At 38.2% G+C, this 26,390-nt stretch carries 25 protein-coding genes and 1 pseudogene; 5 read left to right on the top strand and 21 right to left on the bottom strand.

The window, feature by feature from the left end; all coding sequences use genetic code 11:
• Nucleotides 1-337: 337 nt before the first annotated feature.
• From NSQ41_RS02785 to NSQ41_RS02760, 6 genes are all read right to left on the bottom strand, one after another.
• Entirely contained in the window at nucleotides 338-1,240 is a 903-nt protein-coding gene (locus NSQ41_RS02785; RefSeq protein WP_339210943.1) for a sugar-binding transcriptional regulator, read from the bottom strand.
• Nucleotides 1,241-1,329: 89 nt separating this feature from the next.
• The gene (locus tag NSQ41_RS02780; RefSeq protein WP_063386335.1) at nucleotides 1,330-1,689 is read right to left on the bottom strand and encodes a PTS glucitol/sorbitol transporter subunit IIA; all 360 of its coding nucleotides are present in this window, start codon (nucleotides 1,687-1,689) and stop codon (nucleotides 1,330-1,332) included.
• A 28-nt stretch (nucleotides 1,690-1,717) separates the two neighbouring features.
• Entirely contained in the window at nucleotides 1,718-2,752 is a 1,035-nt protein-coding gene (locus NSQ41_RS02775; protein ID WP_327848374.1) for a PTS glucitol/sorbitol transporter subunit IIB, read from the bottom strand.
• A 51-nt stretch (nucleotides 2,753-2,803) separates the two neighbouring features.
• A complete protein-coding gene (locus NSQ41_RS02770; RefSeq protein WP_066246929.1) occupies nucleotides 2,804-3,331 on the bottom strand; it encodes a PTS glucitol/sorbitol transporter subunit IIC in 528 nt (175 codons plus the stop codon).
• A gap of 25 nt (nucleotides 3,332-3,356) precedes the next feature.
• On the bottom strand, nucleotides 3,357-3,782 hold the full coding sequence (locus tag NSQ41_RS02765; RefSeq protein ID WP_339198660.1) for a transcriptional regulator GutM: 426 nt from the start codon (nucleotides 3,780-3,782) through the stop codon (nucleotides 3,357-3,359).
• Between the two features lie 37 nt (nucleotides 3,783-3,819).
• On the bottom strand, nucleotides 3,820-5,067 hold the full coding sequence (locus NSQ41_RS02760; RefSeq protein WP_144597202.1) for an SAF domain-containing protein: 1,248 nt from the start codon (nucleotides 5,065-5,067) through the stop codon (nucleotides 3,820-3,822).
• Between the two features lie 335 nt (nucleotides 5,068-5,402).
• On the opposite strand from NSQ41_RS02760, the gene NSQ41_RS02755 reads away from it, so the two are divergent.
• From NSQ41_RS02755 to NSQ41_RS02740, 4 genes and pseudogenes are all read left to right on the top strand, one after another.
• Nucleotides 5,403-5,750, top strand: a complete 348-nt coding sequence (locus tag NSQ41_RS02755; RefSeq protein ID WP_063386339.1) for a hypothetical protein — start codon at nucleotides 5,403-5,405, stop codon at nucleotides 5,748-5,750.
• Nucleotides 5,751-6,857: 1,107 nt separating this feature from the next.
• Nucleotides 6,858-7,097: a transposase gene (locus NSQ41_RS02750; RefSeq protein WP_158640164.1), complete on the top strand. Its 240-nt coding sequence runs from the start codon at nucleotides 6,858-6,860 to the stop codon at nucleotides 7,095-7,097.
• Nucleotides 7,098-7,341: 244 nt separating this feature from the next.
• A pseudogene (locus tag NSQ41_RS02745) lies at nucleotides 7,342-7,455 on the top strand (transposase); the annotation flags it as partial.
• A gap of 87 nt (nucleotides 7,456-7,542) precedes the next feature.
• On the top strand, nucleotides 7,543-7,890 hold the full coding sequence (locus NSQ41_RS02740; protein WP_094246424.1) for a helix-turn-helix domain-containing protein: 348 nt from the start codon (nucleotides 7,543-7,545) through the stop codon (nucleotides 7,888-7,890).
• A gap of 229 nt (nucleotides 7,891-8,119) precedes the next feature.
• Here the strand turns inward: NSQ41_RS02740 and NSQ41_RS02735 are convergent, their stop codons facing one another.
• The 5 genes from NSQ41_RS02735 to NSQ41_RS02715 form a co-directional block, all read right to left on the bottom strand.
• On the bottom strand, nucleotides 8,120-8,752 hold the full coding sequence (locus NSQ41_RS02735) for an LPXTG cell wall anchor domain-containing protein (protein WP_094245062.1): 633 nt from the start codon (nucleotides 8,750-8,752) through the stop codon (nucleotides 8,120-8,122).
• Between the two features lie 12 nt (nucleotides 8,753-8,764).
• Nucleotides 8,765-9,352 carry a signal peptidase I gene (locus tag NSQ41_RS02730; protein WP_094245061.1) on the bottom strand — a complete coding sequence of 196 codons (588 nt, stop codon included), beginning with the start codon at nucleotides 9,350-9,352 and terminating at the stop codon, nucleotides 8,765-8,767.
• 63 nt (nucleotides 9,353-9,415) lie between these two features.
• Nucleotides 9,416-10,285 carry an amyloid fiber anchoring/assembly protein TapA gene (gene tapA / locus NSQ41_RS02725; protein WP_144597196.1) on the bottom strand — a complete coding sequence of 290 codons (870 nt, stop codon included), beginning with the start codon at nucleotides 10,283-10,285 and terminating at the stop codon, nucleotides 9,416-9,418.
• Between the two features lie 66 nt (nucleotides 10,286-10,351).
• Nucleotides 10,352-10,936 (bottom strand): CalY family protein, encoded by a 585-nt coding sequence (locus NSQ41_RS02720; RefSeq protein ID WP_339210942.1) that lies wholly within the window; start codon nucleotides 10,934-10,936, stop codon nucleotides 10,352-10,354.
• A gap of 426 nt (nucleotides 10,937-11,362) precedes the next feature.
• Nucleotides 11,363-13,792: a PBP1A family penicillin-binding protein gene (locus NSQ41_RS02715; protein WP_339198656.1), complete on the bottom strand. Its 2,430-nt coding sequence runs from the start codon at nucleotides 13,790-13,792 to the stop codon at nucleotides 11,363-11,365.
• Nucleotides 13,793-14,328: 536 nt separating this feature from the next.
• Here NSQ41_RS02715 and NSQ41_RS02710 point away from each other — a divergent pair.
• Nucleotides 14,329-15,705 carry an amino acid permease gene (locus tag NSQ41_RS02710; RefSeq protein ID WP_339211593.1) on the top strand — a complete coding sequence of 459 codons (1,377 nt, stop codon included), beginning with the start codon at nucleotides 14,329-14,331 and terminating at the stop codon, nucleotides 15,703-15,705.
• 338 nt (nucleotides 15,706-16,043) lie between these two features.
• On the opposite strand, the gene NSQ41_RS02705 is transcribed toward NSQ41_RS02710, so the two are convergent.
• The 10 genes from NSQ41_RS02705 to moaA form a co-directional block, all read right to left on the bottom strand.
• Entirely contained in the window at nucleotides 16,044-16,685 is a 642-nt protein-coding gene (locus NSQ41_RS02705; protein WP_063386345.1) for a class D sortase, read from the bottom strand.
• A gap of 1 nt (nucleotide 16,686) precedes the next feature.
• Nucleotides 16,687-18,096: a processed acidic surface protein gene (locus tag NSQ41_RS02700; protein WP_339198653.1), complete on the bottom strand. Its 1,410-nt coding sequence runs from the start codon at nucleotides 18,094-18,096 to the stop codon at nucleotides 16,687-16,689.
• A 232-nt stretch (nucleotides 18,097-18,328) separates the two neighbouring features.
• On the bottom strand, nucleotides 18,329-18,766 hold the full coding sequence (mntR, locus tag NSQ41_RS02695; protein ID WP_063386346.1) for a transcriptional regulator MntR: 438 nt from the start codon (nucleotides 18,764-18,766) through the stop codon (nucleotides 18,329-18,331).
• A gap of 112 nt (nucleotides 18,767-18,878) precedes the next feature.
• The gene (locus NSQ41_RS02690; RefSeq protein WP_066246941.1) at nucleotides 18,879-19,766 is read right to left on the bottom strand and encodes a metal ABC transporter permease; all 888 of its coding nucleotides are present in this window, start codon (nucleotides 19,764-19,766) and stop codon (nucleotides 18,879-18,881) included.
• A gap of 2 nt (nucleotides 19,767-19,768) precedes the next feature.
• Nucleotides 19,769-20,689 carry an iron chelate uptake ABC transporter family permease subunit gene (locus NSQ41_RS02685; RefSeq protein ID WP_066246943.1) on the bottom strand — a complete coding sequence of 307 codons (921 nt, stop codon included), beginning with the start codon at nucleotides 20,687-20,689 and terminating at the stop codon, nucleotides 19,769-19,771.
• Nucleotides 20,667-21,428 (bottom strand): metal ABC transporter ATP-binding protein, encoded by a 762-nt coding sequence (locus NSQ41_RS02680; protein ID WP_063386349.1) that lies wholly within the window; start codon nucleotides 21,426-21,428, stop codon nucleotides 20,667-20,669. Before NSQ41_RS02680 ends, NSQ41_RS02685 begins: the two co-directional genes overlap by 23 nt.
• Before the next feature lies 1 nt (nucleotide 21,429).
• A complete protein-coding gene (locus tag NSQ41_RS02675) occupies nucleotides 21,430-22,374 on the bottom strand; it encodes a zinc ABC transporter substrate-binding protein (protein WP_339198650.1) in 945 nt (314 codons plus the stop codon).
• Nucleotides 22,375-23,296: 922 nt separating this feature from the next.
• The gene (locus NSQ41_RS02670) at nucleotides 23,297-23,920 is read right to left on the bottom strand and encodes a nucleotidyltransferase family protein (RefSeq protein WP_339210941.1); all 624 of its coding nucleotides are present in this window, start codon (nucleotides 23,918-23,920) and stop codon (nucleotides 23,297-23,299) included.
• A 24-nt stretch (nucleotides 23,921-23,944) separates the two neighbouring features.
• Nucleotides 23,945-25,210, bottom strand: coding sequence for a gephyrin-like molybdotransferase Glp (gene glp / locus NSQ41_RS02665; RefSeq protein ID WP_339210940.1), 1,266 nt, complete (start codon nucleotides 25,208-25,210; stop codon nucleotides 23,945-23,947).
• A gap of 146 nt (nucleotides 25,211-25,356) precedes the next feature.
• Nucleotides 25,357-26,370, bottom strand: a complete 1,014-nt coding sequence (moaA, locus tag NSQ41_RS02660) for a GTP 3',8-cyclase MoaA (protein ID WP_094246421.1) — start codon at nucleotides 26,368-26,370, stop codon at nucleotides 25,357-25,359.
• Between the last annotated feature and the right edge of the window lie 20 nt (nucleotides 26,371-26,390).

Below are 26,390 nucleotides of genomic sequence, written 5' to 3'. Positions count from 1 at the left end.
ACATTTGTTCTTTATAGTTACTTTTGTAATAAATATAGAGTTTTTTCCGAAAATAGTCAAGGAATATCTATATAAGCTTATTTATCGGAGCCTTTCAAAATAGTGGAAGTACTCAAGCTTCTTTCTTTTGTTTGGTAAACTAAAGATAATCGAGGGGCTGCAACCATGTTTTATGCAAAAAAAATGGCTGCCAATTTGTAGTTAAGGCAGCTCAGCTCTTTTAGACAAAATAGAAAACATATGAAATCAAGCAGAGAAAAACGGTTTATTGTTTTTTACTTGATTTATTTGGGGACTTATCGAACAACATCTTACACATATGATTAATTTTTTTAGGTCAAAGCATTTCCGCTGTTTTTTCATCTGTAATTAACACATTTATTAACTTCCCTTTTAAAACGGCTTTAATCGCATCGACTTTTTCCAGTCCTGCTGCCACTCCAATCACAAACGGAATTTCTTTTAATTTTTCAATATTAAAAGAAATGATTTTATCATTCCAAATATTTGAAGGGGCGCTTCCGTTTTCATCGATAAACTTATAGCAAATATCGCCAACAGCATCGAGTTCATTAAAATATTGTCTATACTTTTTTCCCAGCTCTGATCTCGTAATGGTTGAGTGTTTAGGTGAACCGCCGATTCCTACAAGGATGATATCCGCTTTTTCGGCAAGGTTAAAAATGCTTTGTATAGATGTTTGAGTCATAAACAATTCCTTATCTTTTTTGCTGTCAGCCATCACAGGGGCATGGAGAAGCTTATAATTTGCCTTCAATTTTTCAGCAAACATCGAAACAAGAACATTGGCATGTATATCTACCCGTTCATCCCCCATTCCTCCTACAATCGGAACAAAGGTCGTGGAGGAATAATTAAGGTTAGCTGGCATCTGCTTCGCAACAGAAAGCAATGTCGTGCCAGAAGAAACCCCGACAATTTGTCCGTCTTTCAATATCCTTAATAAATATTTGCTCGCATATTCCCCGATATTTTCCAAATCCGGTCCGTTTCCCAGATTCGGAACGCAAATGACTTCCCGAAGTCCATATTTTTTTTCAATTCTTGCTTCTATATTCATGAGAGGATGATTTGAGCCGTCATGAATTTTAATTTCAACAATTCCCAATTCTCTTGCTTTTGATAAATATTTTGAGATCAGCGACCGGCTTACACCGAACACTTTTGCGATTTCTGATTGTGTAGCTCCTTCCGCATAATACATATGAGAAATTTTCACAAGCAGCCTTCTATCTTCCAATAATTCCCCACTTCTTTCTATAAAATCTAGGTTCGTATTAAATTATAATGGTAACAGAAAGAAAATTGTTATTTTTCAAAGCGAATTTCTTTTCCAACTTCGATATGTGGGAAAGTAAAAGGCTCGACAAAAACAGCTCCTGGAAGCACATGTTCATTTGGTTTGGAAAAATAGATCGAAATATGGCCTAATTCCTTTAAATTTTTGTTTGCTGCCGAGCCGACTGCTGTGATGAAATATTCTTGATCGCCCCATATAATTTTTCCGCCCTCAACAAGCGGCTCATCCGACACATCGCCTTCAAATTCATGAATAACAGATACTTCTCTAAGCTCTTGAGGAGCATTAGGCCCAAAGAGAATTAAAACTTTTTCTTCTTCAAATGATGGGACTAGAGTACCGATTTCACGAATAATCGTTTTCGACATCTTATGATCCTCCTTGAAATCCTATTCATTATTGATACATGCCGATGCTTGCGGCATATGCGATTAAAACTGCAAGAACTCCTGTGATTAAACGGCTATACAATACAGCTGGCACACCGTATTGAATCGTTTCTGGCTTCGCTTCTCCAAGAGACAAACCGACAGGGACAAAATCCGCACCCACTTGGCCATTAATGGCAAATAGAGCCGGCAAAGCAAATTGAGGCGGAATGTTGCCCGCTGCAATTTGGCTTCCAATTAATACCCCAATGACTTGCGCAATAACAGCTCCAGGACCTAACACCGGTGACAGAATCGGGATTGTACATACGATAACGATGACGATCAATCCCCATAAAGAACTGGCAAGAGGAGAAAGAGTATTAGCGATCAAATCACCGATTCCCGTATAATTAATTATACCTATTAACATACTGACAAAAGCCATAAATGGAATAATATTTTTAATCAGCATATCAACAGAATCGCGTCCCGCCTGATAAAAAGTACCAGTTACTTTTCCTATTCCTCTTGAAAACTTCATTAATATATTTTCATTGTTTTCACGGTGTTCCTTTTTTACTTGTTCGTATTGAGCTTTAAATGCTTCCTTATCCTTCACATTGAATTTTGGACTGTCTTCTTGCTGCTCCGTTTCCGAAGCATCCGTCTGAATGTTTTGTTCTTCTGCTTCGTCCGCAAGATAAATATCCTTCACAGTAACACCCGACACAAAAATATCTTCAGTAATATGTTTTGCCAAAGGACCAGAAGGTGAAGACGGGAGAATATCAACGGTTGGGATCCTTTTCATAGGATACAAACCAATTCTGGCTGTTCCGCCGCAGTCAATCACGACACACATCATTTCATCTTCCGGAACTGAATTTTTAAAACCATCTACAGCCTCTGTACCAGTTAATTCGGCTATTCTCGCTGCCACAGGATGGATGCCGCCGCCTGTAATAGATACAACTTTTTGTTTCTTTCCTTTTGGCTCAATGCGCAAACCTTTTCCCCAGCCGCCAGAACCTTTTGCAACAAAAACAGCTCGTTTTGACATATGTTCTCCTCCTCTTTAAAATTTGAACTCGCTTTCATCTTTGTCCAAAATTTAAGATTTCGCTTCCATTCTGCGCGCCAAAAATTTTGTTATATATTCCGTAATAATTCCGCGCAATAAAATAACTACGATCCCTACGAGAAAATAACGGACAGCAAGCTCTGACATAGAATAGCCGGCTTCTTTTATTCCGTTGGCTATTCCTAAATAGACAAATAATTCTCCTGCGTTTGCATACGGGAACAACGCCGTCACCGGATGAACAAACGATACAGCTGAATCATAAAACGCCGGTTTTTGCTTTTCTGGCAAAAAGCGTCCGAACGTATAACACATCGGGTTTGTTAACAGCAATACTGATAATATCGGCATGACAGTATATCGTAACAGCATATACTTCGAAGCAAATTGTATCGCTCTATTAACCCGCTCTTCACCAATAAATTTAATAACTGCATAAGTAAATGTAAGCAAAACAACCAAAGTCGGGATAATGCCTGTAAACATACCCATAAACGTTTCTCCGCCAGCCTGGAACATTCCGATAAAATGTTCACCAATCCATTTCAACCATTCCATCTTTCACTTCTCCTTTCAGCACATTTTATATTGAAAGCTTTTTCTTTGAAATGGAAACGATAGCATTTTCGGCCGCCATTGATAAAGCCGCCAAAAATGAAGGGATTTTCCTCTTCCTTCCTGCAGCATTTTCTGTGAATTCATGGTGATCATCCAAAATTTCAGCTACATGATGGCCAATGTATTTTTCATATTTTTTAAACTTTGAGAAAACTGAAATACCTTTTAGAATATAGCAATCTTCTATAACATAATCTTTGTTCACTACAATCATTGCCATAGCGCCGGGACTAAATTTTCGCCGATTCATGCCTGAGTACAAAAAATACCCTTCTTTGCCTTTGTAATGGCTTACAATTTTGTCGACATATTTTTTATAATGTCTGACTTGTATAATTGTCGCCACATATTGAATGAGCAAAATCATGGATAAAATGATTGCAAGCTTCAAAAAGAATCACCCCCTTTGCGCTGCACAAATGCATTTTTTAGTTAGAAAATAGATGATCCTGAAGAGATCTTAATTTCCAAACGGTTGTGGTTGGATCTAGCTCAACATCATCTAATGTTAAAAATTGACCTTGTTTAATGGAACGTTTTGCAACAATGTTTCCACTGATTAAACCGATCGGGATGTGTGAATTTTTCTTCATCTCTTGATGAGTTTCAAGCACGCCTCTTACAGAGTAGCCGCCGATGCCATCAATGGCTTCTCCTGCTTGAATATCGCGCTTGGCAACAGCGACTGTTTCTGAAACTGGCGCCCCTAATGGATGAATCGATGTATCGTGATGCAATACTGCTTTTGCAATCGTAATAGGAGTTTCTAAACTTGCTAGATGATAAGGCCGGTAAAGAACGTAATGAGGACCTTTGCCAACTTTCAAATATCTTAATTCTGCATCTACAGGTTCTAATTCGCTTTTCACAATGACAAACACGCCCGGTGCTAATCCGTTTACATATTCAACTACTCCGAATTGACTTAAAACACCGCCGTTTTCTTGTAAATTCAACTTGTCGGCAACCGTTTCCAAATTTGCTTCCACGCCGTGCATACCAATTTTATCTGGAATGAGGCCTGTAGCGTTGCTTAATAAATTCATTTCAGCCATTGTTTTTGTGCCGTCTTGGAACGCTGCAAGCATATGGGCGCTCATATGTTTTTGAGCAGCTTCTTCCTTGCATGTATCCGGATTGGCGTTTGGTATGAACGGGTTGTTTTTCCCTTTCCCAGCAACAAGCACTTCAAGACCCATTGTCTTCGCAAACTCATACAGTTCAAGCGTTGCTGCCGGTTCATCTCCCGCAGATCCTGTATAAACTAATCCGGCTGATGTAAACAAATTGTGCATAATTGATCCAATTGTAATATCTACTTCAACGTTAAGCAGTACTAAATGTTTTCTAGATCTTAATGCTTCCAGTGAAATGTTTGCACCAACTTCAGGAACCCCTGTAGCATCTACAATGACTTCTACTTCATCAGATTGAATCACTTTTCGGTAATCACTGCTGACAAGAACAGGATGTTTTTTCGTTAATTTCGATTGATAATAGCTGCTAGCTCTTTCTGCCGCTTCAATATTGACATCACAAATCCCTCTGACTTCCATGCCAGGTATGCGTGAGATTTGGGAAATCAGACCGAATCCCATTTGACCTGCACCAACAACACCTACTTTAATTGGCTGGCCGTCACGTTCCCGTGAAAGCAATTCTTGATAAATAGACATGTTTCCAGCTCCTTCTAGGCAATTTTTTTCGTCGTATGTGCACGTTTCCTGTAACATTTGTTACGACTTATAACATTTGTTAATCGTTTGTAATCATTATTATATTCCAGATGTTTAAAAAGTCAATAAATTCTTGAAAGTATTTTTCAAACTTTTTATACTTTGAAATACATATTAAAATTTGGTTATAATGATTTAAATCGTCGAAGATGTTTTATCAATTGTTGGCGTTGGAAACATTTTTATAGAAGGAAATGAATGCAGGTTTGAATAATATACTTAGTGTAGAGAAAGATCTTGGGAATTTCATCCTTCATAAAAAGAGGTGAAGAAACATGGAAATAAAAGAAATGGAAGCAACGTTGTTTTGCATTCATTGCAATGAGGAGCAAGATCATATCATTACTTACATTAACGATAAAATTTCAAGGATAGAATGTGCAAACTGCCATCACACAGTTGAAATAAAAATTGATTTATTAAACGAATTTTACCATGAGGTGTATGAAAAAATTGTTCATAAACCGGCTGAGATTACAGAGGAATACCGGAATGACCTCAGTAAATTTTTGCTTTCCCTTCCGATCCGGATCATAAAAAAGCCTTACAGCATTTATAAATATATGAAGCAGACACGAGATGTTTTTAAAACATTTAAAGAGAAGCAAAAACGGAAAAAGTAGCTTTTTTCGGCTTTCCATGCAGTTTAAATCTCCGAATCCCTTAAATGTTTACAGCCTCTTTACCTGGATTTATGCCGATTAATTGCCGGTAGTTAATAAAAAAGCAATACGGCAATTTCAACGAAATTTTTCTCCATTTTCCCCCATTTAGCTTGACGAGCAGAAAACGTTAATTTTGAATTAATAAAAAAGGGGTAGCAGCTTTTAGAAGAGAATATAATAAGTATGAATAGCCAAAGATTTATTCGGCATAAGTAGACATGGTTCGACTTAGTGATGTAAAATGATTCTGAATAGGGGAAACATGTTTTCTAGTCATTTCTTCGGAATGGAGCTTTCCCTTATTAATATTTTGTATTTTCATGCATTTGCAAATGAATTTGATTTAAAATTGGACTTTTACGTTTACTTTTTTTAATTGCGATTATGTTGTTTCTAAATAAAAACAAACATTTGGGTTAAAAGGGTTCTATACCAAATGTTGAGGTAGAAGAAATTTCTTAAAAAATAAAAAAGCATTTACGAAATGCTCTCTTTTATAATGAAAGTGGCAAAACCTCATTAAAAAGGAGACTTCGTAAATGCAAGACTATTTGCATCCCAGAGCTGATTGGATTGGAAAATGTAATGGCGTCAAAGATTGTGGAGACAGATACGCACCTTGAATTTTTCTCGAAACCAAACCTTGTTATCAACATGGCCCTCAATGCTGGAAGAGGCAAGATCCATTCATGATTATGTCTGCAGAAGATTCGAGATATCAAGTTTCGTGGAATGTATGCGTACCTCATTCTGAAAAAGCGTCGTTATAAATGTACATCTTGCGGAAAACGTTTCTTTGAATTATATGCCTTTTAGGGCGTTATCAGCGTCATACGAAATTTGTCCTTCAAGCTCTTCTTATCAAAAGGAGAACGGCCAATTTTAAGGAAGTGTCTAAAGATATTGGATGATGATACTCAACGGTTATTCGATATTTTGACCGTTATGATACTTATGAAAGCCACTCATTACCACGAATTTTAGCCCTTGATGAGATCAAGTGGACAACCGAAAAAGGAACATATCAATGTGTCATTGGTGACCCTCAAGGCTACAAGGTATTGGATGTCATTCAAGACTGAAAGTTGGTCCAAGTTAAAAGATTATTTTCGCTCTTTACCGATTTATCGTATTCAAATGGTAGTCATGGATATGTGGCAGCCGTATAAAATTTTGGCCCAACAACTCTTTCAAAATTCGATTATCATCGTGGATCAATTCCATTATGCGCGCCAAAACTTTTGGGCACTCGAACCAAGACAAAGATCGAAACTCGATGAAAAAGTTGCGGTTTCTCTTCCATAAATCGAAAAAAAAGCTCATCACACGTAAACAGGAACTCTCAATATTATTTAGAGTTGCCCCCGATTTAAGGAAAGCTTACCAAGTGATAGAAGTCTTTAAAAAATAGATGACACAAAATAATGAGCGAAATGCAAGGTCAAACTTAGAACTGCTGTATTAAGCTATTGATAAATCGGGACTGAATGAGAAACGAATCTTTAAAAGCTGGGAAAAAGAAATTATCCATTCATTTATTTATCCCTACACCAACGGTTATTTAGAAGGGATTGACAATAAAATTAAAGTGATGAAACGAATTTCTTATGGTATTCGCAACTTTGATCGACTCAGAAATAAGATATTATGCTCACTTATCTAACTTTCATACATATAAAAGAGGTGCTCTTCACATCAAGTACACCCAATAATTGACATAGAACCGTTAAAGGAAGGTGAAATGATCATGATGATTGGTGATCGCATAAAGCAGCTTAGAAAAAACAAAGGTCTTACGCTATCTGAACTGGCTGAACAAGCAGGGGTGGCAAAATCTTATTTAAGTTCTATCGAACGGAATCTTCAATCAAACCCCTCTGTCCATTTCTTGGAAAAAATATCATCCGTTTTAGATGTTCCTGTTAATACATTAATAAATGGGGAAAATGAAGAAAATACGAATGTTCTTGATCCTGAATGGATGTTATTAGTACAGGAAGCAATGAATTCCGGAGTATCGAAAGAAGAATTCCGTCAGTTTTTAGAATTTACAAAAAAATGGAAATTACAGGAAAAGAAAGATCTAAATGTTAACTAAAATTTTTATATTTGTTTAGAAAAATGAACCTCTCTTCGGTTATGATTTTTTTGCTTATATTCCGCAAGGGCGGCAGAATATTTTAATACATTGCGACAGAATATTCCTTCCATGGAAGTAAGATCAGAACGACATGATGGGCACAACCATTTTCTTTCAGAGCAGCTGCTATATGAAAAACGCAGACAATTAGGACAATATTTTTTGTACACCGCTTCCTCCAAGCGCTTCATAACTCATGAAGCTGATCTTTATGTTTATTTCGTTTTTGAAAGAAAAAAATGGCTCCCATCGCGAAAAACATTATCCCAACAAGAATAAATGCATAAAAGTTTGTCGCAGTATTTGGCAAAAGTAAACCTTCATTATTCCCGCTGCCATACGTTTGAATACTGCCTAAAGAAGAATTTGCCTGAAAAACAATTTTAAAAGAAGTTTCTAACCCTTGATATTCATTTCCTAACTGTTCAGGAAATGTGATTAAAAATGTCAACTGGTCTTCTTTGGAACTTTGGATATTTCGCGGTGTAAAACCTTTAAAATCTTTTAACAATCCTTTAAACAAAAGATTTTTTTGACCATCTTTAACCTCTAAAGTTAAAGCATCAAATAATTTTTTTGATCCTTTTATATTTTCAATTAAAGTATTATATTGTATATCAGCATTTTCAACATTCTCGATAATGACCGTTCTTTCAGCCCAATCGCCTGGTTTCATGTTTTCTACTTGAAATAGCATATGGTTTGAATGAAGATTTTTTAAAGCGATACCTATTTGTGTTTCAGCGCTGAAATTTTGAACTTGCATTATGAGCCAGACAAATAAAAAACATATGAAACATCGTCCAATTGATTTGACCATGTATTTCCTCCATTATTGATTTTGAGAATGGTTGAAGTCTTCTTTTGCAGTTGATTGCTTCAAATTTTTATCAATTTCTGCAAGTGCCCGAAAAATGCTGATTAATGAGTAGCTGAACAGAATAATGCCTGGTATGATTAAAAGAATAACGCTTCCTTGTTTAGAATTGGCGAAATTCATAAAATAGCCAATATATGGGATGGTAATGCCTGTATATTTAGCAACAACATTTTTACTTAACACAAGTTCGGAATCTGCTTCCTCATTATTATCCCCTTTTGTCTGGTACATAACTTCATTGCCATTTTTGACAACCTTTATAATTCTATGTGTTACAAACACGTTTTCATCTGCTTGAAATGTAATGATGTCGCCTTCTTTGTATTTTTCCGTTTCTTTTTCAGGTTTTACAACGATCACGGAACCAGTCTGTATACTAGGTTCCATTGATCCTGAAAGAACAATTTTTAATTGATGTCCGAAAAATTTAGGCTCCCCGCCTGAAGCTTTTGACGAAATGACTGTGAATAACATGATGATTAATGAAGCCAGCAGCATGACCGATATCGTGTTGCTGATCCATTTAACAACTTTTTTCATTTTTTTACCCATTCCTTTCGCTTTGCTCAAGACACAAAACGTAATGAAATAATTGTAATCACTTTACTGTAAAGGTGGTTCGTTTTGCTCTAAAGCATTTGAAACTTGTTCTTGTTTTGCTGATTGCTGTTCTTTCAGGTGAATGTCATTTGATTTTGTTTCGGTTTTATTCTGTTCTATTTGTTGCGCTCCATTTTCTTTCATTTCATCTTTTGAATGATTTTCTTGATTCTCATTTTCTTTCATTAACGTTTCGTTGGATTGCTCTTTCTTTACTTCGTTTTCTTTCCCATTATTTTCCCGTATAGGTTCTTCCACTGGAAGTTGTTTTTGTTCTTGTTTCGAATGTTCGGATGGTTGAGCTGCCTTATCTTCATTAAGGTTTTGATCTGAGTCATTCGCAGGTTGATCAAGTTGTTCGTTCTTTTTGCAAATTACTTGAATGTTTTTGCTCCAAACATCATCATTTGTATTCATTAAAACGTTAAATTTATAATTTCCAGGTTTTTCGGCATTGTATGCTAATTGGAATTGACTCTTACTTTTTAATGCTGGAATCTTTCCTTGACTTATTTTTTCTCCATTCATTGGATCTCCTTGAGCAATGAAATATATTTCATAATGCAATGCTTCCGCTAAATCATCCCCTTCATTTTGAGCAACAGAAGATATTCGAACTTTCCCGCACGATTGAATGACCTTGTCTTTATCGTCCACAAAGCGCAGCAGAATGGATTTGTCCTCTTCAGGAATTGTTGCAGCAAGAAAACCGGTTATGGCTACTGTTTTATTAAAACTGGCCCCGGTGTAGGAACTAGCAAAGTTGAATGTTATGAAAAGAAAGTAACAAATTGCGACGATTTTGAACATTATTATCAAATGCATTTTCTTTTGCCCAAATTTTTTTACTCGTGAGTACCGAATTTCTCTCACCACCGTTTCAACTTTTAGCAATCAAGGGAAGTTGGCAGTTCCCCGCCTTCTCCCCTATATTGATAGCTATCTTGCTTCACCTGCTTCTTGCTTCGCGTCAAATTTCCAAGTTAGTTTTAAAGAATCGCCTTGGAAACGATTTTGATCTTGATTGTTGTCTACAAAGACGAATTTAACTTTGAACTTATCCGTTTCATTTGGATCTAAACCGCCAATATTCCACCAGAGCCATTTATCCTGCACTAAATCCGGCTTTAGATTTTTAAGCTGTGCCAACGTTTTTTCATAAACAATAACTTCCTTATTGCTCACATTCTTTAAAATTTGCACCTTAATATGATTGCCGAAATCATCGCCGTTATTGTCATTTTTCGCATCCGTTACAGTATAATCTGTCTCAAGAAGAACTTTAGAAATACCCAAACTTCCGCTGTTCTTTAATGTGAATTCACGCTCCATCCAATCCCCAGGCTTTAAGTTGTTGACATTAATAATTGTTTGCGGATCAAGAGTTAAATCTAATGTACCTGCTGCAAATGTGTTATTGGAGGTTTCAACATCATTAAAGTAGGCATATGTACCTCCCCCGATTAAAGATAAACCTAAAGCCGCAGTTGCTACACCCATTCCCAACTTTTGTTTAATACCCATTTTTTAAATCCTCCTCATAAGAAATATAATTAAGACTTCGTTCTTTATAACGAACACAACTTAAATATAATTGAACTCTATCATGTTGTAAACCCCTTTTTTAAAAATATTTTTATTTTTTTTTACAAATAAATCGTTCTTTATAATGAATTGTTAGAATAATGCAGTTATCTCTTGAATAAAACTATTAAATTAGAAGTATATCAGTAAAAGGTTATTTACTAATTTTTAAGGCTCATTTCCCATTCTGATAATCAAACAATTCAAGAAAAGGATTATAAACGCAGCTTGCGATCTAACTTTCATACGAGGCGCGCTGCAAGGGCACCTCAATAATTCACGTAGAATCTATAAAAAAAAATAGCAGCACAAACCATGGCCGTGGTCTGCACTACTATTGTTAGTATGTTTTTTCAGCCCTTTTGTTTATGGACTGCCGTTATCCGTTGATTGCTTTTCAGATTGTGATTTTCCGTTCGGATTGGTTGTGCCGGCTCCTTTTCCTGGACCATTATTACTGCTTGATCCGCTGCCATTCCCGTTGCTATTCGAGCCGCCGTTTCCACTATTATTTGATCCGTCAGTTCCGTTATTTCCTCCTGATGGTTTTTGGCCGTTTCCTTGGTCGCTGCCGTTGTTAGCTGGCGGTTGTGGCTGCGGCTGTTCATTGGCAGGAGGCTGATTTGGCTGCTCTATTTCTTTATTATCTTCAGGCTGCTCTTTGTTGTCCTCAGAATTTTCTTGCTGCTCTTTATCCATGTCATTTTGATTGTTCTCTTCTTTTGGCTCCTGATTTTCCTCTTCTTGTTTTTGCTCCTGTTCATTATCTTTTACTTGATCCTGTTTTTGATCCTCTTTTTTATCCTTTTCTTTTTGTTTTGGAATTGCTGGGATTGGAGTTCCCCTTACAAATAATTCAGTTCGGCCGCCAACCACTCTTTCGACGACGCTGTCCGGTTTTTCAAAATCAGGTGTTTCTATTTTTTCAGAAACGTGAGACATGATTTCTTTAAAAATAAGTCTTGAAATCTTCGCCTTCTCGTTTGTCACATACGTTTCCTGAGTCGTCTGGTCGTATCCCGTCCAAACCGCAGCCGCATAACGAGTCGTGTAGCCGACAAACCAGGCATCAGATGTTCCATCTCCTCGTATATTTTCCGGCAAGTTGGTTGTTCCTGTTTTTCCTGCTAGTGGAAGTCCTGGGATGTTCGCCAGTCGCCCTGTTCCTTCTTTCACGACGGTTTTCAACATATCGGTCATCATGTAGGCGGTATAGTCGCTCATCGCCTTCACCGGTTTGGAAGAAAGATCGATTTCTTTACCGTTTGGATAGACGACTTTCCTTACCGTAAAAGGCTTATGATAAACGCCCTCATTTCCAAAAGCGGCATACGCCCCAGCCAATTGAAGCGGGGACACACCTTTATTAAAGCCTCCGATCGCATATGAAGGATAGATCTGATCGAGCGGGATTCCGAGTTTTTCCGCAAATTCTTTTGCCCGGTCTTCCCCTACCTCCAAAAATGCTTTTACAGCCGGTATATTGTAAGACCATTGTAACGCTTTTCGCATCGATATACTGCCGCGATATTGACCGTCCCAGTTTTTGATTTCTTTGCCATGGATGGTGAGCGGCTCGTCAATGAACTGTTTATATGTAGACCATTTGAAATGTTCGATTCCCGGGCCGTAATCCAAGATCGGCTTAATCGTCGAACCTGGCTGTCTTTTCGTTTGTGTTGCGTAGTTAAAACCTCTTTGTACTTCTTGATCTGAGTTGCGGTTTCCGCCAATTGCCCTGACAGCGCCAGTCTGTGTATCAAGTAGCACGACTCCTGCCCGGAACTGATCGTCTGGATAATAAATGTATTGATCAGTTGTCAGCACTTTTTCTGTAAATTTTTGAGCATCCGGATCAAGGGTTGTATAAATTTTTAAACCGCCCGTATAGATATCCTTTTCCGATATTCCGGCATCAACAATATCTTTGATGACTTGATCGATAAACGCTTGATATTTCGGCCCTTCTTTTTTCTTCTTTAATAATTTCTCAACCGGGATCGCTTTCGCATCTTGCTCTTCTTTTTCGGTAATAAAGCCATGCTTCCTCATTAACGACAATACTATATTTCTTCTTTTTTCAGCTAAATCCGGATTTTTAAATGGATCGTATTCGCTCGGTCTTTGCGGCAGCCCCGCCAACAGCGCCGCTTCACTAATCGTCAGCTTTTTCACGGATTTGTTAAAATATGTTTCTGCCGCTGTCGCAACCCCGTATGCTCCTTGACCGAAATACACTTTATTTAAATACATTTCAAGAATGTCTTCTTTTGAGTAGCGTCGTTCCAACTGAACAGCCAAGTAAGCTTCTTGTATTTTTCGCTTGAGCGTTTTTTCAGGCGTTAAGAATGAATTTTTGACTACCTGCTGGGTAATCGTACTTCCGCCTTCAGCGCCGAATCCTTCTTTTACATTCGCAACGGTTGCACCTGCGATTCGTTTAAAATCGATTCCATTATGCTCAAAAAACCGCACATCTTCTGTTGCGATAAACGCATTTTGTACATTTTTCGGTATATTTTCGATTTTGATGATTTTCCGATGTTCGCTTCCTGAAATATCTCGCACTTTTTCATTATACATATCATAAACGGTTGAGGATAACGGATCTTTCAGTAATTTCGGGTCTAGTGCAGGGGCGCTTATAATGTAAGACAATACCACGATACCGCCCGCAGTCATCATTACGATAATCGCAAGAATAAAGGCTGTCATGATTTTTATGAGCGGAGATTTTTTAGAAGCTGATTTCTTTTTTTGACGTTTCTCCATACGCGTCTGATATTGATCTCCCATTTCCGTCTCCTCCTAACCTGTATAGAAGGTAATCTATAAATAATACACGATTAAGATTATACGGATGACGAGAAGATTTTTGTGGTGGAATTTGTCGGCAACAGACAATTTTTTTTACAAAAAAAATTATAACACTTATTTGAACTACTCTTAAAATAAAACACTTTTTAGAATAGTACCCCTGTTTTGAAAAAGATTTGCGAACCTTCATAACATTCCTCTTCATTTAGGAAGTGTTTTATCGAACAGATCGTAATAAGTTCCTACTAAATAGAGGAAAAATCGACCTTATCTTTGCTCCGTAAATATCTTCGAAGTTCAAGAGTATTGCTATTTACCATAAATTGTAACAGTTTTATAGCAATGAGTTTTTTCATTATTCTTTGATGAATCGAAAGAATATTATATACTAGAAACATATTTATTTTTTTACTTAAACGCAGAAAAGCGTAAAACCTGAAAAGCGATTAAGTAAAAAAGTATGCTGCCAGTTATTCTAGTATATTTTTCATAATGGACAGAAAGGCATGAACACCATGGAAAAAGATCAAACATTAAAAAAAGGGTTATTACCTCGACATGTTCAGTTTATTGCGCTAGCAGGCATGATTGGAACAGGAATTTTTAAAGGGAGCTCAGATACATTAAATATTGCCGGCCCAAGTGTTGTAATAGCTTACTTATTAGGAGGCCTTTTATTATTTATTGTCATGACGGCACTGGCTGAGATGGCGATTGTTTATCCTAACTTAAACGTTCAGCATCTTGTTTATAAAGCTTTTGGCTTCCATATATCCTTTATTGTAGGATGGCTTTATTGGATCAATTGGATTGTTGTCACCGTTGTTGAAATTTTAGCAGCAGGAAGCTTTCTGAAATATTGGTTTCCAACCGTACCGTTATGGCTTTTAAGTCTCCTTTGTATGGTTTTAATCGTTGGAATGAATTTGTTTCAAGTAAAGTACTATGGTGAAATTGAGTTTTGGTTTGCAGGAATTAAAATTTTCGCATTAATCGCTTTCATTTTATTAGGCTTTGGCATTTTGTTTGGAATTATTCCGAGCAATATTGATGATCCTTTTTCTAACTACACGGCACACGGCGGGTTCTTTCCTTATGGAATTGGAGGAATGTTAAGCGCCTTTTTAGTCGTCATGTTTTCATACGGCGGGGCTGAGTTAATCGGTGTTGCGGTCACAGAAACAAAAGATGCAGAAAAGGTTTTGCCAAAAGTCATTAAAGGAACGATGTGGAGAGTTATTCTCTTTTATATGCTTCCTATTCTTATTATTTGTGGTTTAATGCCGTGGAATCAAGTGACAGGGGAAGACAGTCCATTTGTCCAAGTATTGAGCATCACAGGTCTTCCTGGAGCCGCTCATATTATGAATTTTGTCCTTATTACTGCTGTTTTATCAGCGGCGAACTCAGGGATTTACGCAACTTCCAGAACATTATATTCCATGGCTCAAAGCGGTGAAGCGCCAAAAAGATTTTTAAAGATTTCCAAACAAGGAATACCGATCAACTGTATTACCGTTACGGCTATCTGTATTTTATTCGGGGTATTTTTAGCTTATATGACTCCAGACCGAGTCATCAGCTATTTAATGACGATACCTGGTTTTACGATTATTTTATTATGGACAAGCATTTGTCTGGCTCAGCTAAAGCTTCGTTCTCAGTATAAGGAGAAACCATATTTCCAAGTAAAATGGTTCCCATACACAACGATAGTAGCCACCGTTTCATTATTGGTCATCTTTTTCTCTTTTATCTTTAATAAGAAAAATATGATCGGTTCTACTGTTTGCCTTGTCATCTTAGCACTGCTCACCATATTTTCTTTTATGAATAAAAACAGAAAAGAACAAAGTGATAAAAATAACAAGGATATGGTAGAAAGTCCGTAAAATAAGGACATTAAAAGACTCATTCGTAACTCTGTCAAAAAAATGCAGTGTCTTGAAAGATGCACATGATAACAAATTCTAGGGGGGCTGTCCAAAGGTAAACCTTCCCCTGTCAGACAGTTGATTATAAACGGGGGTGTCTAATAAGTCGTTTTTACGGCTTATAGACGCCCCCATTAATGTTTTAGAAACGCTGATATATCAATGCTTATGATGTTTTGTTTTCAGTGGATTTTGACTTTCTAAGACAGCCCCTACTAATCTTAGTATGTTTTTTATGATAGTTTTCCCACCGGAAGACGGGAATAGGAAACATTATGATAGGTCAAGATAACAGATTATTTTTTCAACTTCTCGGAAACAAGATATGCTACGAGCACGTATCGTTCCGGCGCGGAGCCGATAAAATGAAACGGATAACATGTACTGACAGTTAACGTAGCCCTCGGTTTCGGAACGATCACGGTCCGGTCGTCTTTATCAACGATCCGAACCTTATAGATTTTATAAGTAAATTCTCCAGCTGAAGTTGTGACGATTAACTCGTCTCCTTTTCCTACTTCCCCTAGCCTACGAAACACGGTGTCGCGATGACCGGAAAGAACCGAATTGTCTGCCTCTCCTGGCAATACGCTTCCTGCAAAATGACCGACCCCTTTTTCAAGCTCTTCTTCGTTCGTTCCATGGTATATCGGAAGTACTGCATTTAGTTTTGGAATAAACAGCTCTCCTATTTGCTCCCCAATTTTAGGTCGTGTCGGATATAAAACCTTTTCTGCCTTCGTATTTTTTTCTGGGGCCGGCTGTGCAGCTTCCGCCTTCTGTTTCATTTCAGAATGGGTCTCAGGCAGTAGCATTCCTTTGAAAAGTTTATAGCTGTTTGCGGCTGAAAACCATAGGCCGGCTAATATAATCATTGATGCAAAGAAAAGAAGAAACAACCGCTTGTTTCGGCTGCTTCTTTTTGTAGTTTCCAGCATATTAAACCTTCCTTGCTTGCCTAAAAATTAAAAATCCCGCTAAAACAATGAACAATCCTACAATAGCATTCACGCCATAGCCGGAATCTGTTTTCGGCAATTTTGCACCTTTTACTGTTTTATGCTCATTGTCCTTTACAGCTTTTAGCTTTTTTTCTATTTTTTGCGAAACGTTTTTCTCTTGTTTCACACTTTTGGCTTCTTGAGCGCCGTGACGAATCGTTTGCCCAGTTCGATGTAACGTATCTGAATCAACGATTTCTCCGGTAATGAGGAGATCAGCCAAAAATTCTCCACTTTCACTGTATATGTTGATTTTCAATTTTGCATTGATCAATTCTTTCAAGTTAAATAGATCAAACAGCGAAAGCTCCTTTTCAGACCCATCTTTTACAAGGGAAAATGTAACTTTAATTTTAAAAATACGTTGAAAATCTTTAAAAATCGAAATTAACTCCTCGATTTGGCTCTTTGTAAGCTCTGTCGCTTCATCAAACCCTTCAAAAGCCATCATCCGATCCGCCAAGTCCAACAAAGCTATAATTGTCTCTTCTTTCATAAGATGCTCTTCAATTGATCGCAAATGGTTCTTTAACCGCTCGATTTCTTCTTTTGTCAATCCGTATTCCTGCTCAAAAACCGTTAATAAATCGTAAAGGAGCTCGTCTTCTACACCAGCATCCCATTCTTCACTTAAAAATGTTATAACATCCTCTTCCAAATCATCTAGAAAAACGTAATCCTCCAATTTTTTTCCGTGTTCTTGAAGCAGCTGGCGCAACTCCTTTTCATTTAAATCATATTCATCATAAATATAGGATAAATTGCTTAAATCCTTTTTAATAACTTCTCCTAAAAATCTTTCTAAACTTTTAACGGTTTTAAAGTCTTCCAGTTTTCTCTCATATAAACTCAAAGATCTATTAATATAGTCAATCGTCACAGGAAATCCTCTAATACTACTAATTTTCGCCAAATAGTCTTGCAAATTTTTATCAAAATTTGGATCACGCTCTATGTAAAGCATGACGGCATCATACAAATTTTCTACAAACACATACTCATCTAGATCTTCACCGTGTTCTTGAAGCAGCTGGCGCAAACTGGCTTCATTTAAATTAAATTCGTCATATATTTCGGTTAAATTGCTTAAATCTTTTTGAATGACCTCTCCTAAAAAATCACGAAGTTCTTCAACAGAATCAAAATTTTCGATCTTTTCTTCATATTGAGCTAACGAAAATTCGATATGTTCTCTTGTAACTTTGAAACCTCTTTGTTTACTTACTTCCTCTAAATATTGATTCAGTTCTTTCTCAAAAGATGCTTGTTGTGCAGCTGATGACGGCTTTGGCATCACTCCTATCCACAAAATAAAAGCTAGTAATATGAATCCCCATTTTTTCATCATAATCCTCTTTTCCTCTTTTTTTATATCTCTTGAGAAAATTATAAATAGGAATAACGAATCAATCAACAAAATTTTTACAATTTTTACAAAAATTTTTACATGCACAAAAAAAGTGGGGCTGTCTAATAAGTCGTTTTTTCGGCTTATTGACGGCCCCCTTTTATGAAATATCGATGTTAATGATTTTTGGTTTTCAATAGGGATTTGACTTTCTGGACAGCCCCGTTTAATGTTAGAAGTCGTTTTCTTCATTTTCTTCATTCAAATTTTGCAATTGCTGCAATTCTATGATTCGACTTTTATCTTTTTCAAAAAATTGAATCAGATCCCCTATTCGGTCAATAGCATCCCAGCTCAAATGGTGCTCAATTCCTTCCACGTCGCGATAGATGTTTTCTTCTTTGACGCCAATAATCCGCAAAAATTGCTCTAACAGATCATGCCGGTAGACGAGGCGTTTTCCGATTTTTTTTCCTTTCGGCGTTAAGACGAACCCTCTATATTTTTCGTAAACTAAGTAGTCATCCTTGTCGAGCTTCTGCACCATTTTTGTAACGGAAGAAGGGTGTACAGATAACGCTTCTGCTATATCCGACACTCTCGCATAGCCTTTATTTTCAATTAGCAAATATATTTGTTCAATATAGTCTTCCATACTCGGGGTTGGCATTGGTTATCCTCCATTAATATCTTCATCATACAAAGTTTACTATATAAAAGCACCATAAGACAAGCGTATGGAGGAGATCAACCGTTATGAAAGACAATTTAATAGCCGATTTTCATCCTGTCTTTTTTACAGTTTTATGCAATCGCAAATATCTCGCAATCCATCCATGTTTCGGAGAAAACAAAAAGCTTATGAAAAACACTAATCCTGTGGCAAATGCCATTGAGCCAGAAATAGAAGTGTCGACCCAAGCTGCTATATAATAGCCCGCTACAGCAGATATTACGCCAAATAATCCGCTTAATACTAGCATAATAGAAAGTCTATCTGTCCAAAGATAAGCCGAGGCAGCTGGAGTAATTAACATCGCAACGACCATAATTGCTCCGACCGCATCAAAAGAAGCAACTGTCGTGATCGATACTAAGCATAAGAATACATAATGCATGAGTAAAACAGGAATCCCTAAGCTGGCAGCAAGCGCAGGATCAAATGAAGTGATTTTCCATTCTTTATAAAAAGCGACAAGAACAAATAAAACAACAAACAAAACGAGAGCCAGCAATGCTGTAGCCTTCGGAACCTCGCCAATTAGAGGAAGTGAAATTTTATTCCAAGGTATAAAGGTGATTTCCCCCATTAAAGCATGTTGAACATCTAAATGTGCATTTCCTACAGAAGTCGCTATTAAAATAACGCCAATAGCAAACATCGTCGTAAACACAATTCCTATTGCTGCATCTTGCTGAACGTCTAAAGAATGAAGCCACTGCACTAAAAAAGCTGTCAATAGTCCTGCAAATATAGCACCAATGAGCATATGAGTTCCGCTTAATTCACGTGTAATAATAAAAGCGATGACAATTCCTAACAGAACCGTATGACTAATTGCATCAGCCATCATCGCCATTTTCCTGAGTATCAGAAATACACCTATTAAGCCGCAGGACAGCCCTACTAAAGAAGCAGTTACGATAATCCACATAGCATGATAAGTCATGGTCATTCTACCCCTTTTGTTCTTAAGGCCTTACTGGTATGAATATTCACTAATCTTTTTTGCATTTTCAATTGTAAATACTTGACCAGAATCCCTTTCTCTTTGCCAAAGAAAAGCGATAAGAAAAACAGTGCGGACGCCACAATGACGATAAAAGGTCCTGTAGGCCATCCTCTTCCCAATGCACTGATGAATGTTCCTAATGCTCCAGCCGCTCCCCCAAACAGTGCTGATATGATAATCATCCGTTGAAAAGACTGTGTCCAATAGCGGGCACTTACTGACGGGATAATCAGCAGGGCGGCAATTAAAATAACTCCTACAGCTTGAATCCCGATGACAATCGTTGTGACAAGAATCGTTGTATATAATCCGTTCATCCATTTAAGTGACAGTCCTAATCCTTTTGCAAATTCCGGATCGAAAAGATATATTTTCCATTCTTTAAATGCAATGAATACAATCAAAATAACCGCCAAAGCTAGGATTAACATTGTAGTGACATCTGATCTGACCATCGAGGCGGCCTGACCGAAAATAAAACTGTCCAAACCGCTCTGATTTCCGCCTGACGTCCGATTCACAACTGTCAGGAGCATGATTCCTAAGCCAAAAAAAATAGACAGCACCATTCCCATCGCCGTATCTGCCGAAATTCTAGTTGATGAACGTATCCATTGGATAAATGATGCTCCAATCAAAGCGCTGATGGATGCTCCAATGATCATGACAAATAAGTTTTTTTCTCCAAGTAGAAGAAAGGCGATCACAACACCGGGCAATGCTGCATGAGCTAAGGCATCGCTCATTAAGCTTTGCCGCTTCCAATAGGCTAAACAGCCCATTGTTCCAGCAGCAATCCCAAAAATCATCGTGCTAAATAACACCCATTGTGTGTTGCTATTTAATAGGATTGTGAACATGAAGACTCTCCTCTCTCAACCAGCGCAAGTCTCCTCCATAAGTTCGCGAAATATTTTCTCTAGTAAAAATTTGCTTCGTTTTTCCGTACTGAATGACGGTGCGATTTAATAAAAGAACATGGTCAAAATAATCTTCTACTGTTTGCAAATCATGGTGCACGACCATGACCGTTTTTCCTAAAGCTTTTAATTCTTTCAGCAATGTCATAATAGCGCGTTCTGTTGCTGCATCAACACCAGCCAGCGGTTCGTCCATAAAATACAAGTCGGCATTTTGCACTAATGCGCGTGCTAAAAACACACGCTGCTGTTGACCGCCAGAAAGCTGGCTTATCTGACGGTCAGCGTAATCAGCCATCCCTAATTTTTCCAAGGCCTCGAATGCTTTTTGTTTATGCAATCGGGATGGCCGCTTCAGCCATCCGATTTGCCCATATAGTCCCATAGTGACAACATCCAATGCGTTTGTTGGAAAGTCCCAATCGACCGAACCTCGCTGTGGTACATAACCGATCCTTTTTTGGACCTTGTTGAATGGCAATCCAAAAAATTTCACTGATCCCGTTAAGGAAGGGTGAAGATTTAATATTGTTTTTAAAAGCGTCGACTTTCCAGCACCGTTCGGACCGACGATTCCCACTAGCGAACCAGCCTGCACTACAAAATTCACATCGAAGAGCACTGTATTTTTTCGATAGGAAGCGGACAGATTCTCTACTTGAAGCACTGCTTCAGCCATGCTATTTTCCTCCTTCGCTTAATGCTTCATAAATCGTATTGATATTATGGCGATACATTCCTATATAAGTTCCTTCTTCTGTTCCTTCCTCACCCATTGCATCAGAGTAAAGCTCCCCGCCTAATGTAACGTTAATTCCTTCACTTTTCGCTCCTTCTATGACAGCCTTGATCGATTTTTCATTAATACTTGATTCGATAAATACGGCAGGAACTTTGTACTTTTTAATAATGTCAATCGTATCTTGAATATCTGTAATACCGATTTCGGAATCAGTGCTAAGTCCTTGAAGACCAACTACTTTAATGCCGTGCATTCGTCCGAAATATCCGAAAGCATCATGCGCTGTGACAAGAACTCTTTGACTTTCTGGAATGTCCGCAAGCTTTTCGGCTTCTTTTTTCAAATCAGCTAATCTAGCAAAATATTTCTTTTTATTTTCTTCAAAATAATCTGCGTCTTCCGGAGAGAATTCTTTTAATTGTTCAACCGCAGCATCCAATGCCTGCTGCCAAAGGTTCAGATCAAACCAAATATGAGGATCAACTACCCCTTTTTCATCCTTTAAAAGAGATTCTTCAGGAATGGTTTCACCGACTGCAAGAACAGGTTTTGATTCAGAGATCTTTTCAAATATTTCAACCATGTTCGCTTCCAAATGCAATCCGTTGTAAAAAATGATATCTGCTTCTTCAAGAGTTTCCATATCACTTTGAGTAGCCTTATACAAATGAGGGTCTACAGACGGCCCCATTAAACTTTTGACATTTAAACGATCGCCGCCGATTACAGACAACGGCTCGCCAATTTGTGCAATCGTTGTGACGACATTAATTTTTCCATCTTTTGATCGTTTGGATGCTTCTTGTCCAGAACTACACGCGCTTAACACCAGCAAGGCACTAATTAAGAATAAGCACCCCATTTTTTTCATAACATTTTTCATTTTTTCGCACTCTCCTTTTATTTTTATGAATTGATTTGATTTTTAAGTCAGCCCATCTCTCTAGTTTATTGGCGAACGATTTCTATTAAATATCGACAACCATTCTGGCAAATTGTGAATTCAGGAATCAAACATTGTCCGTTTTTTATAGAAAACTCCTATATGTAACCTCAATTTGTTTTTATTCCTGAGAAGAAACAAAACTGAAAAAACGCAATCAATGAATAAATGCCAAAACACTTACAGACATGAATTTCATTTCGCTAGTTGATTTGTTTCAGCTTCGCCATTCAGCTTACCGTTTGGCTTAATACTTTACAGAAAGTTGCCGGCTTCATGTTGTACAAATAGGAAATTTTTTCATTCCTTCACCTTCTTTTTTACCATAGTTATAAATATTGCCTAAGGGCAAACTTTATGTTAAAAAAAATTCCTTCACACATATTTATTTTATTGAGTTTAAATTTTGTTGTTATACCATATATTTTTCCTTAATGCAAATTTAATACCATTTTTGAGAAACTGTCAAGTATAAACCATCTGAATGAACGGGAGAAATTAAAACGAAATGGAAGAACCGCATTCGTACTCAGCGGTGCAAAGAGATGAGGACCACTCGCACAAGTGTCCTAATGAATGATGATCAAGGAAGGATTTGCTTGCAATTTCAAATACCGGATAACTAAGATACAATTTTCTCAACAATCATAAAGAGCCTTATTAAGATACGAATTATATATAGACCCCATCAGAGATGTTTGTTTATCGATTTCAATATGGGACTCCTGCAATAAATTTTCTAAAGTCTCGGTCGATCTTGTTGAACCGGGAAATTCTTGATTGAAAAAGACCACGCACTTCTTCAAGTACAACGACCGTTACACAAATTTAAAAAGGGACAACAATGAATCTATTGTTATCCCTATTTTTGTTTAATATATTTTGGCGCAATCCTTTTTAGTTTGAGCAGATCCTCTGTGGTGTCAATATCAAATCCCCATTCTGAATTTTCAAACGGTACAGCCATTAAGCTGGAATAATGTTTTTGGACAATTGATTTTCCTCCCTCATCACCTTGAATTTGCTCAAATTCATCAAATAATTCAGCATCAAACAATACAGGGTGTCCAAGCACATTATTATACTTAGGGCGGAAAATGCGGACACCTTCTTTTCGATATTGATCATAAGATTCTAGTAATTTAGTTATAACTATTGGAGGTACAAAGGGCTGGTCTGCCAAAAATACGAAGACTGCATCCGTTCGTCCCTTTAAAGCCTGAATCCCTGCTTTAAGAGAGGAAGCCATGCCGGATTCATAATCCCAATTCTCAATGATTTCTATTTCTGTTAAATCAGATGTGTGTTTGCGCAGCTCTTCGATATGTTTGCCGCCGACCAATACAATTGGTTTTAAGCCAGCTGCGGTAGCGGTGTTCACAGAGTAGCGAAATAATGGCTTCCCACCTAGAGATAATAACAGCTTTGGTTTTCCCATCCGTTTTGACATTCCGGCTGCTAAAATAATTGCTCCAACCTTTTTCAAACCATCTCTCCCCCAGACTCATTGTCACTGTCTCAATTCCTCAACCGCACCCAGCAAATACACTTCCGCTTTCTCACCTGCATTAAATCCTTTTCCCCCAGGCACTTTAACGAGACAATTGCTTTCCAGAAAGCTGGACAGAACATTAGAAGCTTGTTTCTTTGATATTTTCACTCTTAGTTCACCGGTTGGGGAAACGTACGTTAATCCTCGTAAAAACCGGGTGTGAAGCATTTGCTTCCCTTCAATTGCCTCGTCACATACAACCGTTACCCGTTTCGGCAGCGGATCCTTAGAACCGCTCATATAGCGTATAGCAGGCAGCACATAAAGATGTGCATTGACGTAAGACGAAGCTGGATTTCCTGCCAAAGCAAAAATCGGCTTATCCTGCCATACTCCGCACAAAACTGGCATTCCAGGGCGAGCTAATGTTTTCCAGAATATCACTTTCGCATTAATTTTTTCAAATACCTTTCCAAGGAAGTCATATTCGCCCATGGACACGCCCCCGCTTGTTACTAAAATGTCCACCTGCTGTAGAATCTCTAGCATCTTTTTTTCTAGCTCTTCTACTTTGTCCGGGGCAATCCCGAAATAAACCGGTTCACCTCCTGCTTGACTCACTTGACCGGCCAGCATTACGCCGTTACTGTCACGAAGCTTTCCAGGGACGATCGGCTCGTCTACGTTTAATAATTCACTTCCCGTTGAAAGAATACCAACCTTAGGCTTCGCATAAACCGGAACAGATGCAATCCCGAATGTAGCGAGCAGACCCAGTTCAATTGGTCCTAAAAGCGTCCCTTGTGTGAGGACGTCCTTCCCTTCTTCAACATCTTGTCCCTTTTTGGCAATAGCGTCGCCAATTTTAACCGATTGATAAACCAAAACGCTTTCGCTATCTTCCATTGCATTCTCAGTTTTCTCTACCATAACGACTGCGTTTGCACCTTCGGGGATAGGTGCTCCCGTCATAATGCGGCTGGCCGTACCTTGGGTAATTTTTTGTTGAGGTAAATATCCAGCGGGAATCTCTTCCAAAACCTTCAGCTTTACCGGGTCAGAAGCGCTGGCATTGATCACATCCTCCGCACGCAGAGCGTAACCGTCTACAGTGGAACGGTCAAACATAGGGACATCGTGATCTGCCCTTACCGTTTCCGCTAGATAGTACCCAAGAGCTTTAGACAGAGGTATGGTCATAACCGGAAGGGGACGTATCGTAGAAAGAATAAGACGTTGTGCTTCTTCAAATGGGATAGGGGAAGAATTCGGGATATATAACATGCAATCACCACCTGTATATTTTGAAATGATCCTGCGCCTTTCATTAGTTGAAAAATACGTTCTTTTGTCCCTTCAATCGACCGACAATTTCGTTGTTATCATAGCGATTAGCTGAAATATATGTTCTTTTCTCCCCCCGCTCTGTTTTATCCTCCAATATAGTACATCTCTATCTTCTTTTTGTTCGGCATCGTTGTATTGTTAAATCTTTCTTCAGAGTAACGATCAGCTCGACGGCTCCAAACATCCTGAATGAGATTCCTAATTTCTTCATCCTTTGCCCCGCTGCGGAGCTGCGCCCGCAAATCTGTCCCTTGCGAAGCAAATAGACAGGTGTAAAGATTGCCGTCCGCTGAGAGTCGAGCTCTTGTGCACGTGGAACAAAAAGAGTCCGTTACGGAAGAAATAATGCCTATTTCCTCATTTGTGCCGCGATAGCGATAACGAGAGGCTACTTCTCCAAAATAATTGGACGGGATTGGTTCTAACGGCATTTCAGCGTTCACACGTTCGAAAATTTCTTGCTTAGATACCACTTGTGTAAGATTCCAGCCGTTGCTATTTCCTACATCCATAAATTCAATAAAGCGTAAAACATGTCCGGTCCCGCGGAAGTGACGCGCCATGGGCACAATGTCCTGATCATTGATCCCCTTTTGTACAACCATATTCACTTTCACCTTCATACCTGCCTTTGCGGCCGCTTCAATCCCTTCAAGAACTGTTTTGACGTCACAGCGGCCGCCGTTCATTTGGCGAAAAACTTTATCATCTAAGCTGTCCAAACTAACGTTGACACGGTGAAGACCAGCGTCCTTTAACGCTTTCGCATGTTTGGCAAGAAGAGAACCGTTCGTAGTCAAAGCAATGTCAGAAATACCCTCTATAGAACCGAGCATTTCAATTAACTTCGGCAGCTCTTTGCGCAGCAACGGCTCTCCCCCTGATAGGCGAATTTTCTCGACGCCAAGTGAGGCAAAAATGCGAGCCAGTCGAGTTATTTCCTCAAAACTGAGCAACTGATCATTTTTGAGAAATTGAAAATAAGGACCAAAAATCTCCGCTGGCATACAATAGCGGCAGCGAAAATTACACCGATCAGTAACTGAAATGCGCAAATCACGGAGAGGACGCTGAAGGGTATCGGTTATTTTGTTCATATTGCCCATTTTTACACTCT

Source organism: Aeribacillus sp. FSL K6-8210 (assembly GCF_037963925.1).
GTDB classification, from domain to species: Bacteria; Bacillota; Bacilli; order Bacillales; family Aeribacillaceae; genus Aeribacillus; species Aeribacillus composti.
This window is presented reverse-complemented; position numbering and strand designations above follow the sequence as displayed.